The sequence below is a fragment of the Sellimonas intestinalis genome (assembly GCF_001280875.1).
Taxonomy (GTDB): Bacteria; Bacillota; Clostridia; order Lachnospirales; family Lachnospiraceae; genus Sellimonas; species Sellimonas intestinalis.
Genome location: NZ_LGAJ01000004.1, coordinates 47812 through 61101, shown reverse-complemented (window position 1 = coordinate 61101; position 13290 = coordinate 47812). Strand labels below are relative to the sequence as shown.

General features: G+C 45.8%; 11 protein-coding genes and 1 tRNA gene. 3 read left to right on the top strand and 9 right to left on the bottom strand.

Features of this window, described 5'->3' with window-relative positions; all coding sequences use genetic code 11:
* Positions 1-7: 7 nt before the first annotated feature.
* The 3 genes from trkA to tdh all read right to left on the bottom strand — a co-directional run bounded on the left by trkA (position 8) and on the right by tdh (position 3842).
* Complete coding sequence (gene trkA, locus AOA56_RS05345; protein WP_048621549.1) at positions 8-1372, bottom strand: Trk system potassium transporter TrkA; 1365 nt, start codon at positions 1370-1372, stop codon at positions 8-10.
* Positions 1373-1565: 193 nt separating this feature from the next.
* Positions 1566-2768 carry a glycine C-acetyltransferase gene (locus AOA56_RS05340; RefSeq protein ID WP_024732215.1) on the bottom strand — a complete coding sequence of 401 codons (1203 nt, stop codon included), beginning with the start codon at positions 2766-2768 and terminating at the stop codon, positions 1566-1568.
* A gap of 21 nt (positions 2769-2789) precedes the next feature.
* The gene (gene tdh / locus AOA56_RS05335; protein ID WP_024732214.1) at positions 2790-3842 is read right to left on the bottom strand and encodes an L-threonine 3-dehydrogenase; all 1053 of its coding nucleotides are present in this window, start codon (positions 3840-3842) and stop codon (positions 2790-2792) included.
* A 241-nt stretch (positions 3843-4083) separates the two neighbouring features.
* On the opposite strand from tdh, the gene AOA56_RS05330 reads away from it, so the two are divergent.
* Positions 4084-4170, top strand: a tRNA-Ser gene (locus AOA56_RS05330).
* Positions 4171-4297: 127 nt separating this feature from the next.
* On the opposite strand, the gene AOA56_RS05325 is transcribed toward AOA56_RS05330, so the two are convergent.
* Both AOA56_RS05325 and AOA56_RS05320 read right to left on the bottom strand, forming a co-directional pair.
* Complete coding sequence (locus AOA56_RS05325) at positions 4298-4930, bottom strand: helix-turn-helix domain-containing protein (protein ID WP_053769120.1); 633 nt, start codon at positions 4928-4930, stop codon at positions 4298-4300.
* A 274-nt stretch (positions 4931-5204) separates the two neighbouring features.
* Positions 5205-6122 carry an NAD-dependent epimerase/dehydratase family protein gene (locus tag AOA56_RS05320; protein ID WP_053769119.1) on the bottom strand — a complete coding sequence of 306 codons (918 nt, stop codon included), beginning with the start codon at positions 6120-6122 and terminating at the stop codon, positions 5205-5207.
* Positions 6123-6251: 129 nt separating this feature from the next.
* Between AOA56_RS05320 and AOA56_RS05315 the strand changes: the two genes are divergently transcribed.
* Positions 6252-7094, top strand: a complete 843-nt coding sequence (locus tag AOA56_RS05315) for a YitT family protein (protein WP_024732210.1) — start codon at positions 6252-6254, stop codon at positions 7092-7094.
* Positions 7095-7301: 207 nt separating this feature from the next.
* On the opposite strand, the gene pdxR is transcribed toward AOA56_RS05315, so the two are convergent.
* The 4 genes from pdxR to AOA56_RS05295 form a co-directional block, all read right to left on the bottom strand.
* Entirely contained in the window at positions 7302-8696 is a 1395-nt protein-coding gene (gene pdxR, locus AOA56_RS05310; protein ID WP_024732209.1) for a MocR-like pyridoxine biosynthesis transcription factor PdxR, read from the bottom strand.
* An 8-nt stretch (positions 8697-8704) separates the two neighbouring features.
* Complete coding sequence (locus AOA56_RS05305; protein WP_024732208.1) at positions 8705-10375, bottom strand: glutamine--tRNA ligase/YqeY domain fusion protein; 1671 nt, start codon at positions 10373-10375, stop codon at positions 8705-8707.
* Between the two features lie 85 nt (positions 10376-10460).
* The gene (locus tag AOA56_RS05300) at positions 10461-11813 is read right to left on the bottom strand and encodes a helix-turn-helix domain-containing protein (RefSeq protein ID WP_147323260.1); all 1353 of its coding nucleotides are present in this window, start codon (positions 11811-11813) and stop codon (positions 10461-10463) included.
* Positions 11770-11964 (bottom strand): hypothetical protein, encoded by a 195-nt coding sequence (locus AOA56_RS05295; RefSeq protein ID WP_024732206.1) that lies wholly within the window; start codon positions 11962-11964, stop codon positions 11770-11772. Before AOA56_RS05295 ends, AOA56_RS05300 begins: the two co-directional genes overlap by 44 nt.
* A gap of 106 nt (positions 11965-12070) precedes the next feature.
* On the opposite strand from AOA56_RS05295, the gene AOA56_RS05290 reads away from it, so the two are divergent.
* Positions 12071-13252, top strand: a complete 1182-nt coding sequence (locus AOA56_RS05290; RefSeq protein WP_024732205.1) for a M20 metallopeptidase family protein — start codon at positions 12071-12073, stop codon at positions 13250-13252.
* Positions 13253-13290 lie beyond the last annotated feature (38 nt).

The following is a 13290-nucleotide window of genomic DNA, read 5'->3' as shown; positions in this document are numbered from 1 at the left end:
CCGGCATTCAATATTTCAGAATATCCGTAATATCATTCAGCCCTTTATGGGTCGTGACAACAATAACCGAATCGCCTACTTTCAGCATATCCTGCCCACGGGCCATTTTCAATTTTCCAAATCGGCTGATATAACATACAAGCAGATTATCCTTGAGCGACAGCTCCCTCAGCGTGCGGTTCGTGACATGAGATTCCTCCCGGATAACGAACTCCAGCGCTTCAGCCGCTCCGTCCATGACTTTATAAAGAGTCTCCACATTACTTCCAAGAGAGTTCTGCATTGCTCTCGTATAACGCACAATGTGCTCTGCCGCCAGGTTTTTCGGATAAATAATACTATCGATATCCAGGTCGTCGATCACCTCCTCAAAATGGATGCGGTTGACCTTTGCTACCAGCTTGGCCTCAGAATATTTTCTTGCCAGCAGGGCCAGCATCAAATTCTCCTCATCCATATTGGTCAGGGCGACAAGAGACTCCGTATGTGCCAGCCCTTCCTCCAGCAGAAACTCTTTATCCGTTCCGTCCCCCTGAAGGATCGTCGCGTCCGGGAGCTCCTCACTCAACATCTCGCAGCGCTCTTTATTCTGCTCGATGATCCGTACATCCACCCGCATTTCCAGAAGCTGCTTGGCGAGATAAAAAGCGATCATTCCGCCGCCTACGATCAGTGTACTCTTCACCTGATGCGTCGGGATTCCCATTTTCTTGAAAAACTTCGCCGTCTCTCTCGGAACCGCCATCATAGAAACCAGATCACCATCCCGAAGGATGAAATCTCCGTTCGGGATCACAACCTTTCTCTCTTTCAGTCTCTCCACGCCACAGATCATAACGTCACACTTCATCTTGGAAAGAATGTCGGCCACTTTCAGTCCGTCCATATGTAATTCCGGATGCATCCGGAATTTCACCATCTCCACACGGCCTCTGGCAAAGGTATCAACTTTTTTAGCATATGGCAGCCTAAGAAGCTTTGAAATCTCCTGTGCTGCTGCCAGCTCCGGATTGATTACCACGGACAATCCCATCTGCCGTTTGATAAAATTGACTTCCTTACTGTAAATCGGGTTTCTGACTCTGGCTATGGTCTGACACTTTCCGGCCTTTTTCGCAATCAGACAGCAAAGCAGATTCAGTTCGTCCGCACCTGTCACCGCAATCAAAAGCTCCGCGTCCATAACGCCTGCCTCCATCTGAACTTGGTAACTGGCGCCGTTTCCCACAACACCCATGACGTCAAACTTCTCCTCCGCCTCTTCTACTTTCTTCTGATTCAGGTCAATAATTGTAATATTATGATTTTCAGAGCTTAACTGTTCTCCAATCGTGATTCCAACTTTTCCGGCTCCTACAATGATGATATTCATGTTTCCTCCTGCGTAAACGAAAAATTAATGTAATCTTTATGAAATCTTTATCATTATACTCCTTATATATAAAAAAGCAAGTGATTTTCCGGATAAAGTCTATCGTGTTTGTGTATGAAATTCTGTACCTTTTCTCATGCAAAAAGACGCCCCTCAGGGCGCCTTTCTGCTATCATGGCTACACAATATAAAGTTATTTGTTCAGTCCCATTTCCTCACGTACTTCGATAAAGCATTTTACGATAAAATCAATATCTTCTTTTGTATGACTTGCACATACTTGAGTACGGATTCTTGCTTTTCCCTTCGGTACAACCGGATAAGAAAATGCTACAACATAAACGCCTTTTTCCATCATTCTCTTTGCAAACTCAGCCGCTGTCTTCTCGTCGTAAATCATAACCGGCACACATGGATGTGTTCCAGGAATTACGTCAAATCCGTTCTCATCCAGTTTCTGACGATAGTAAGATGTCACTTCTTCCAAATGGTCACGAAGCTCCGTACTCTCACTTAACATATCAAACAGCTCCATGCTCGCGCCTACGATTGCCGGTGCAAGAGAGTTGGAGAACAGATACGGACGGCTCTGCTGACGAAGCAGGTCGATAATTTCTTTCCGGCCAGATGTATATCCGCCGGATGCTCCGCCGAGTGCTTTTCCAAGTGTTCCTGTAATGATATCTACACGGCCTTCTACTCCACAGTATTCTGCGGTACCGCGGCCCTTTTTGCCAACGAATCCAACCGCATGACTGTCGTCTACCATAACAAGTGCATTGTACTTGTCAGCCAGATCACAAATACCTTTTAAGTTGGCAATGATACCATCCATGGAGAATACACCGTCTGTCGCAATCAGCTTAATTCTTGCTCCGGCTTCATCGGCCTCTTTTAATTTTGCTTCCAGATCTTCCATGCTGTTGTTTTTGTAGCGGTATCTCTTTGCTTTGCAAAGACGCACGCCGTCGATAATAGAAGCGTGGTTTAATTCGTCACTGATGACAGCATCTTCTGCTTTTAAGATAGTCTCGAAAAGCCCACCGTTTGCGTCAAAGCAGGAAGAATAAAGAATCGTATCGTCTGTTCCAAGAAAATCAGAGATCTTTTTCTCAAGCTGTTTGTGGATATCCTGTGTTCCGCAAATAAAACGAACGGATGCAACACCAAACCCTCTCTCATCGTATGTACGCTTTGCAGCGTCGATCAGTCTCTGATTATTTCCAAGTCCCAGATAGTTGTTTGCACACATGTTGAGGTACTCTTTCCCGTCCTCCAGTGTCACTTTTGCTCCCTGAGGAGAGCAGATCGGAGCCTCTCCCTTGAAAAGGCCTGCTTCTTTAATTTCATCTACAGTTTTTGTATAAATGCTTAACAGATCATTTTTACGTGCCATTTTTGCTTCTCTTCCTTTCTACTAATCGTTGATATGAGACCAGTCAAGTACGACTTTTCCTGAATTTCCAGAGATCATTGCCTCGAATCCCTTTTCATAATCTTTGATATCGAAACGATGTGTGATAATCGGGGAAATGTCAAGTCCTGCCTGAAGCATCGTAGACATCTTGTACCATGTATCCCATACTTTTCTTCCGTAAATACCGCGGATATTCAGACCATTGAAGATCACTGTCTCCAGATCCACTTTCGTCTCTGTTCCCTGAAGTCCGAGAAGAGCGATCTTTCCACCGTGCTTCATATTATGGATCATGTCAGACAGACCAGCCGGACTTCCGGACATTTCAAGACCTACATCAAATCCTTCTGTCATTCCGATCTCTTTCATCACATCGGTCAGTTTCTCTTCTTTTAAGTTCACTGTTCTTGTCGCACCGAGCTTTGTCGCAAGATCCAGACGATACTGGTTGAGATCTGTCACAACAACATGTCTTGCGCCTGAAAACTTCGCGATTGCCGCTGCCATGATACCGATCGGGCCCGCACCTGTGATCAGCACGTCCTCTCCAAGCATATCATAGGAAAGCGCTGTATGTGTAGCGTTTCCGAACGGATCAAAAATCGCATACATCTCTTCCGGAATATTCGGGTTGCATGGCCATACGTTCGAAGACGGAATCACAAGGTACTCTGCAAATGCACCATTTCTGTTGACACCGACGCCCTTTGCGTCCTTGCAGTTTTCTTTGTGGCCTTCCAGACAGTTCCGACATTTGCCGCATGTGATGTGTCCCTCGCCGGATACCAGATCTCCGATCTTAAATCCCTGTACGCCAGGACCTACCTCGACAACTTCACCAACATACTCATGTCCGGCGGTCAGTCCTACCGGGATCGTATGCTGTGCCCATTCATTCCACTGATAAATATGTACGTCTGTACCGCAGATAGCTGTTTTGTGGATTTTGATCTTTACATCGTTTGGTCCTACTTCCGGAATCGGTACTCTCTTCATCCATAATCCGGCTTCCGGTTTCTCCTTTACCAATGCCCACATCATGTTATCGCTCATTTTTGAATTCCTCCGTTCTTTTTACAAACTGCATAATTTCTATTTATATAATACTCCCTCCTTTGTAAAAATTCAAGTACTTTTTCCGTCTCTGGCAAACATTTTGTGCGTCCATGTCTTTTTCTCACACACAAAGACAGTTGTCTTTGTGTAAAAGTCAACTTCAAGTTTTTCTGTTTTTTCCCTTTTCTTTTCTCTGTTTTTTTGTTATAATGTATAAGCTGAGTTTGTCAGCAAGTAAGGAGATGTACTCAAGTGGTCGTAAGAGGTCGCACTCGAAATGCGATAGGTCCGCAAGGGCGCGTGGGTTCGACTCCCACCATCTCCGCTAGTCATTACTGAGCTGGAAGCCTTGTTTTATTTGGGCTTTCAGTTTTTTTGCGGCAAATTTATTACCTATTTGTATTTACAATCCTTTCAATTTGTAAAGCGAAGCTAAATCCATTTTCATACTATCACCATAACCCCTTTCCATCTCCAAGAAGAATCACTTTTATATTTTCATTAATTTCAAAATCACTTAATTTTTGCTGAATAAGTGGTTGAATCACTTCTCTACTTTCCCTTGTGTGCGGAAGTTCTGATGCAAGTTTATTTGCTTTATCTTCTCTTCCACTTTTCAGATATAAAAAACATAATGTTGCGCGCATAGTTGCTTTCTGTTTTTCATTGATTGATAGAGGCAATCCTCTTTCCATTAGTTCAATGGCTTCATCAGTATTTCCTTTTAACGCCAATGTACCTGCTAATCCAAGAATCATACCAGGTTTATTCGGATATATCAGCAAAGCATCTCTGTATATTTTCTCGGCTGAATCATAATCTCCATCTCGCTGATAGGCAACAGCTTTTTTATGAATACTCAAACGCGTTTCTTCAGCTCGAATTGTATCCATGCCAAGAAGCAAATCGATGCTCGTTTCAAATACATTGGCTAATGCCGGCAAAAAAGTAATATCCGGATAGGATTCTCCTCTCTCCCATTTTGAAACACTTTGTGCTGTAATTCCTAAATATTGAGCAATATCTTCTTGTGTTAAATTCTTCAATAATCGATACTTTTTTAGATTTTTTGGTAAGTATAACATATTACCCTCCTAATGATTTATTTTCTATCCAAATTATATCACGCCAATACTCTTGTTCAATGGCGTATTCGTTGTCCTTAATACAACTCCAGGACTGCCTCTGGATGACATTAGAAAAGGCCGTTCAATACGGCCTTGAAAATATAATGATAACATATTATAAAATGGTATTTCGTCCGGCTTTCGACATTCCAATTTTACCGAGCAGGTCAACGCCCGTCCTTCTCCCTGCCATTCCTGTACAGCCAACTTGTCCCTTCCTGGAAATTTTGGATTACTCTTCTACTTTTTCTGCCAGATGTTCATCGATATATTTCAGATATTCCATCTTTTTGACGTCCTGCGGATGCTTTCTGTACCACTCATAGGAACTCTTTAGTCCTTCTGTCAATGGAATCGGCGCATCCAGCAGTTCTTTCTGCCTCCTTACATCCAGTATATATTGATAATTGTAAAAGCTAAAATACTCTCTTGGATTCACTGACTCTGGAACGGAAACATAGTGTGCTTCTTTTCCTGCCACACGGTAACATGCATCCACCCACTCGCGAATGGAAACAATCTGATCGTCTCCTACATTAAATACATGATCCTCCGGGTGCAGCCTTACAATGCTGTCGATGCATTTACACAGATCATGAATATGGAAAAACTGAAGTTTCATACTGCCATCCTGAGGAAGATAAAAGATCCTGTCCTGCATGGCACAGTCAAAAACAAAAGCCTCCCGGTATACATTATTCATCGGACCGTACAGATACGGCGGCCTCAGAATATAGGCTCCCGGAACCCGTTTGAGAAGTTCCTGCTCTGCCTCGATCTTGTCAGTTCCATAGGTTCCCCAGTACCGATTCGGTCCTACCTGCATCGTTTCCTCAAAGGGCTGCGGCAGATGCTCCGGATACACTGCGCTGGAGCTGATGAAAATATAATCTCCAAACTCTCCCAGACCATCAAGCAAATCAGAGACATCCTGCCTGTCATATCCGTTGATGTCCAGAACCACATCAAAAAAATAATTCTTGAGTACCTCCCCCAGATGATGCCGATCCGCCTCGATCAGATATGTTCCCTCCGGCTGTGGATGGTGATTCCGGTTTAAAACATGGACCTTATCACCTAAGGAAGTATAATATTTAGCAATATATTTGCTGACGAACACCGTTCCGCCCGTCACAAGTATGTTTTTCATCGTTGTTCTCCTTTCTCTGTCCGTCAAATTTCATCTCTCGAATTCTCCGTCTTTTTTGCTTGACGGTTTCCGGCGGAAATTGTAACATAGATTACAGTTGCAAACATTCTATTTTTCGGAGGTTTTGATATGAAGAAACATATTTTATCTTACATTCTGATTGTCCTGGGAGGCACGATGACAGCCGCCGCTTTCGGTCTCTTCATCCTCCCTCAGAACTTTGTGGCCGGTGGTGTGACAGGTCTTTCCGTCATTCTCCAGCATGGAATTCCCTTGCCGCTTTCCTGGATTGTGTTTGGAATCAATATCCTGCTGTTTGTCATTGGCTGGATTTTTGCCGGAAAAGAATTTATCTTGAAAACTTTGATTATGACCTTCCTTTTCCCAGTGCTTCTGGACGTGTTTTCCCAAATTGACTTATTCTTACCGCTTGCTAAAGACCCGTTTCTAAGCAGTCTTCTCTCCGGATGCCTTCTCGGAATCGGAAGCGGTATCATTTTACGGGCGAACGGTTCCAGCGGCGGGTTTGATATTCTGGGAGTCGTACTCAATAAGAAATGTAAGATCCCGGTTTCTGTTGTCATGTATGTATGCGACTGTACCGTCATCCTCTTACAGGCAGTGTCCAAACCGCTTTTACAGACGGTCTATGGAATCATCGTCATTCTCTGCACCAGTATTATGGTGAACAAGGTCATCACCTACGGACGTTCGGAAGTTCAGCTTCTGATCTTTTCCTCAGAGCACGAAAAGATCCGGCAGGAGCTTCTTGATACCTTTGATCTTGGGCTTACGTTCCTCCATGCAGAGGGTGGATATCACCTGGATCCGGCTAAGGTAATCCTCACCATTTTACCGTATCACAAGATCAATGATGTAAAAAAGATGATTTATACCATCGATCCGACCGCTTTTACCGTGATCGACAATGTCAACTATGTAGGCGGACGCGGATTTACGATCTCCCGATAAAGTTTTCAATGGATAAAGAATTTTTTAAGAGTTTCTTTTGTATTTTTAGAATCCTTTTATTCGGCGTACACAATCCTTTCATATTTTTCCAGTATAGTTAGTATTGTAATAGTTAAGGACATTAACTATGAATCCAAACATAAACCTTCCAACCCTCAAAAAGCTGGAAACAGACCGCCACCGGTATCTGTTTCCGGTTTTTCTATTTTACAGCCATGCCTGTTTCAGAATCTCCACCGCCTCTTTGATCTGATCCTCCTCCATATTGGCATAGCCGAGCAGAACGGACGCCTCATGCCTGTGGCTGCCCTGGGTGTCGTAGGAGGACAAGGCGTACACTGCCACTTTCTGTTCTCTCGCAAGGCGGATCAACTCTTCTGCCGTCCGTCCATCCGTGAACGTCAAAAGCAGATGTACCCCGGCATGTTCTCCGGAAATCCTGCACTTCTTGGCAAACGGTTTCAGACAGTTCAGGAACGTATCGTGCCTCCCTTTGTAGAGCGCCCGCATCCGGTTCAAATGGCGTTCGTAATAGCCTTCCTCAATAAATTTCTGAAGGATCATCTGATCTACCCTTGAAACGGTCGGGTTGATGAAGCGGCAGTTCTCCTGGTACACACGAAGCAGACGCTCCGGCAGTACCATGTAGCTCATTCGGATGGCAGGTGCAATGGACTTGGAAAAAGTACCGAGATAGATCACTTTCTCCGAGGCATCATATCCTTTCAGTGCCGGGATGGGTTTCCCTTTATACCGGAATTCACTGTCGTAGTCGTCCTCAATCAGATAGCGCCCCTCTGCTTCATCCGCCCATGAGAGAAGCTCCATTCTCCGCCTGATTGGCATGACAATACCGAGCGGATACTGATGGGACGGCATCACGTAAGCGATGTCCGCATCCGTTTCCCGTAGAATCCTCGCCTCCATCCCATATTGATCCATGTCTACCGTGCACACTGGATATCCCAGTCTCTCAAAAAGGCGGTACGCCTGCCGGTAGGTTGGGTTTTCAAAGGCGATTTTGTGCTGCTGCCCCAAAATCACATGGAGCAGAAAGAGCATATAGTCATTCCCGGCACCGATCACGATTTGGTCCGGTGTACAGTTTACCCCTCGTGCATGGTACAGATAGGAAACTACTGCCCTGCGAAGCCCCCATTCGCCCTGGGGATCTCCCATCCGGAACAGCTCCGACTTATCCTCACTGAGCACATCCTTGGAAAGCTTTCTCCACACCTGGTAGGGAAAACGTTTCAGATCAACTCCATGGGGGGAAAAATCGTAGAGAATCTCCTGTTTCTTTGCGGGCTTTGTCTGTGAGGCAATTTTGCGCGGCTTTAACCGATACAGCTCCTGGACGTCCAATGCGAAGGTCCCCTTATATGGGAGAGACTCGATGTAGCCCTCCGACTCCAGTTGTTCGTAAGCTAACTCCACCGTACTGCGGCTGACCTCCAGATATTTAGCCAAAGAACGGGTTGAAGGGAGTTTTTCCCCTGCGGAAATCCTCCCTTTTTGAATGTCACTTTTGATATATCGGTAAATCTGTTCATACAACGGAACCGCACTGTGCGGTTCCAAATTCATCGTCAATTCGTTCATCTTGATTCCTATTTCTTTGGAAGCCTGAAAGAGCTCTTTAAGGAAACAATCCGGTTAAATACGAGAGCGTCCGGCGTGGAATCCTTCGCATCCACACAGAAATATCCCTGGCGCACAAACTGGAAACTGTCATACGCTTTGACATTCTGGAAATTCGGCTCCACATAGCACTCCCGGACTTCCAGAGAGTTCGGATTCAGATTCAGAGAACCATCCTCCTTATTGTAAACGCCTTTTTCCTCGTCGATCAGATTCTCATAGAGACGCACCGTTGCTTTTACCGCATACGGAGCCGCAACCCAGTGAATGGTTCCTTTTACTTTTCGTCCGGTAAATCCGCTTCCGCACTTTGTCTCCGGATCATAGGTACAGTGTACAACGGTCACATTGCCGTCCTCGTCTTTCTCAAATCCGGTGCACTTTACAAAGTAGGCATTCATCAGGCGCACTTCGTTGCCTGGAAAGAGGCGGAAATACTTCTTCGGGGGCTCCTCCATGAAGTCCTCCCTCTCAATATAAAGCTCCCGGCTAAACGGCACGGTCCGTTTTCCGAGTGCCTCATTTTCCAGGTTGTTGTCCGCCTCAAGGTATTCAACCTCTCCTTCCGGATAATTGTCAATTACCAGCTTGATCGGATCCAGCACCGCCATCATTCTCGGACGTTTCAGCTTGAGATCCTCACGGATACAGTACTCCAGCATCGCGTAGTCTACAGAGCTCTGTGCCTTTGATACCCCGCAGAGATCAACAAACATTTTGATGGACTCTGGTGTAAATCCTCTTCTTCTAAGTGCCGCGATGGAGACAAGGCGCGGATCGTCCCATCCGTCCACAATCTTATCTTCCACCAGCTTTTTAATATAGCGCTTTCCGGTCACCACGTTAGTAAGGTACAGCTTCGCAAATTCGATCTGACGTGGTCCATGAACGAACTCGCACTCCCTGACTACCCAGTCATAGAGCGGACGGTGATCCTCAAACTCCAGCGTGCAGATGGAGTGGGTGATTTTCTCCACCGCATCCTCGATCGGGTGTGCAAAATCGTACATCGGATAAATGCACCACTTGTCCCCGGTATTGTGATGGGTCATATGCGCTACACGGTAGAGAATCGGATCTCTCATATTGATATTCGGGGACGCCATGTCAATCTTAGCACGAAGCACTTTCTCCCCGTCCTTATAAACGCCGTTCTTCATATTCTCAAAAAGCTCCAAGTTCTCCTCCACAGAGCGGTTCCGGTACGGGCTCTCCTTTCCAGGCTCTGTCAGCGTCCCACGATACTCACGGATCTCGTCCGGCGTCAGATCACAGACATAGGCTTTACCCTTGCGGATCAGCTTCAGCGCGCACTCGTACATCACATCAAAATAATCTGACGCAAAATACAGATGATCCTCCCAGTCCGCTCCCAACCACTTAATGTCCTCTTTGATGGAATCCACGAACTCCATCCGCTCCTTGGTCGGGTTTGTGTCGTCAAAACGCATGTGGAACTCTCCGTTATACTCCTTTGCCAGACCGTAATTCAGAAGAATGGATTTAGCATGACCGATGTGCAGATAACCGTTCGGCTCTGGCGGGAACCGGGTACACACATGATCATACACTCCCTCTCTTAAGTCTTTTTCTATTTCCTGTTCAATAAAATTCTTGGATTCCGTTGATATTGTCTCCATAGCACCCTCCTCATAGGATTTCATTCATAATTTTTATGTTATCATAAAACCACCGTAACCACAAGCAAAAAGCGCTCTCCATTGTCTACGCACCGATCTTATCCAACAGAATCTTGTAAATTCTGCTTGGTCTCCCTCTCTGACCGCTTTTTTTCTTCTGGGTAATCGTTGCATAGCCCCCTATCAGAAGTGCGTTTAAAAAGCGGTTGGCATTGGCAACTGTAACCTGTAAACCAGATGCCAGATCCTGTGCTGTCATCTCGTCTTTTTCCAGCCATCCTGCCACCGCACAGATCCTCTGAATGGTGCTGACAGAAAGCCCGGTCCGCACAGCCGCCTCCTGTACTAAAGCAGGAGCCTCTACCGCAAATCTCATCTTCTTGCCGCTACCAAGAGGACCTGTCAGCACTTCGTCCTCTTTCATCAGGAAACTTTTCTTTTCCTTCTGCGCTGCCTCAAAGGCCTCTGCCGCATGTTGGCGGGCCATCACAAGAGTCTTTCCGATGCCGTAACCGATCCACGCCTGAATGCCGGATTTCTGGAAAATGTATTCTCCAAGACCATCCTTTTCGTATTCGTCCGTAATCTTTCTGACTACCTTGCCTGCCGTATAGATCTCGTATCCCGACCGTGCCTGATTAACAACAAAACCAGCCATTTGCTCCCGGTCAAATTCCAGGAGGCATTTCTGGAGGATCAGGTTATCCATGCTGATTCCAGACTCGACCCCATCCTCATTCTGCTCCGAGGCCAGAAACAAAACGGCCGGGTATTCTTCTTTGCGCCGTTTTTCCTCAATATCACGGAACAAGGCATCCAGAGCGCCAACTACGGTATCGCTGGTCGGATAGACAAATGCCGCTGGAATCCCCTCCCTCTGTAATGCTGGAAATGCCGAGGAAAAGCGGCAGACCACCAGATCGATACTGCCCTCTTCCCACGCTTTCTTTGCTCCCGTCACGATGGCTCGTTCCGCCTGCTGAATCCGTTCCAGTGGAATATTCTCCACAACATCTTTTTGGATATCCGCAAGACGCCTGTCCTCGTCTATAAATTCTGGAATATTGGACGGACCCCTTTCTTTCATCCAGTAATAGGAATCCAACGCGACTCGTTCGAGACTTAGATCTCGGTGCTCGTTGATGAGGAAGAAAAATTCCTTATAATACTCCGCCGACTTTGCGGAAATACTGCGGATCGGCTTTTTCTTGTCCGGACACTGCATCTGAATCACAAGCCTACTTGTGTTTCCAGTCACACAGAATCCGTCGTACTCGTCAAAAATCTGCTCATATACATCCGGAAGCCCGCTGATCTGGTCATACTCATAATAATGAAGAGTACAGTGCTCCTCTAAATTCAAATGATAATATGTGATCATCCATTTAATGTAATCACAAAAATGAGCTGAAGATATTATAGCTATTTTTGGTTTCATGCACTTCTCCCATTTCATAAAATCTTCTTTCTACTGTTAACCAGTATAATGTATTTTTCTCATTTTGTAAATCTGTCTCTTGTTTTTTCATAGTCATTCCTTTGTTCATTTTGCATATTTTTGTCAGTGTTTTTTTCACCATTTCATACATTTTTTCTTTTTCCTATTGACAAATCTTATGGATTTATTTATCTTATTTATTAAATAGTATATTAATTATTTAATAAATAGTATACAAAGAAAGAGAGGTCAGAGCTATGACAAACACATTTTTAGAACGGGCTATGGAGTTAAAAGAAGAGTTGACAGCCAACCGCAGATGGCTTCATCAGCATCCGGAGCTGGATCTGGAAACAAAGGAAACCACTGCTTTTGTAACAGAGAAACTTCGGGAAATGGGCTGCAATCCGGTACCTGTGAGTCCAAACGGAGTTCTCGTCACACTGGGGCCTTCCACCGGCAAGACATTTCTGCTTCGTGCTGATATGGACGCTCTCCCGATCCAGGAAGAAAGCGGACTTCCATTTGCGTCTTCCACCGATGGAAAAGCCCACTGCTGTGGACACGATCTTCACACGGCCATGCTTCTTGGCGCGGCAAAGCTTCTGAAAGAAAGAGAAAGTGAATTAACTGGAACCGTCAAGCTTCTCTTCCAACCGGGAGAAGAAAATATGAAAGGCGCTAAGGCAATGATCAGACAGGGTATTCTGGAAAGTCCACATGTGGACGCTGCCATGGCGATCCATGTGAATTCTGTCGTGCCGACAGGAAAACTTCTTGTTTTCACTGGTCCGGCTTGTGCATCCTCCGATCTGTTTACGATTAAGATCAAAGGACGCGGCGGACATGGTTCCACACCGAACAAGACCATAGACCCTCTGAATGTGGCTGCCCACATCCTGATTTCCCTCCAGGAATTGCAGGCCAGGGAGTTGAAAGCCGGGGAGACCGGGGTGCTGACCATCGGTTCTATCCAGGGCGGCGATACGTTCAATGTCATTCCGAGCGAGGCGGTAATGAAAGGAACGATCCGCACCTATTCTTCGGAAGTACAGGAATTGTTGATCCGGCGAATGAAAGAAATCTGCGATGCCACTGCCATGGCGTTCCGGGCGGAAGCAGAGGTCATTTTCGATCCAAACTACGCAATTCCGCTCGTCTCCGACGCTCAGGTCGCCGCTGACGCAAGATCGTATCTTGCCGATTTGTTCCCGCAGGATCAGATCAAGGACATAAGAAAATCCTTCCCTGGCTCCGAAGATTTTGCTTTTATCTCAGAAAAGGTGCCGTCTGTCTTTATTGTACTTGGCGCCAATGTCGTTCCGGGCACCCCATACGGTCAGCATCACCCGAAAGTTGTCTTCCATGAGGACTGTCTGCCAATCGGTGCCGCCGCTCATGCACAGATCGCCATGGAATGGCTAAAACATCATCAATAAGCTATTGATAGGAATATCATTTTTAACACTTCATTAGG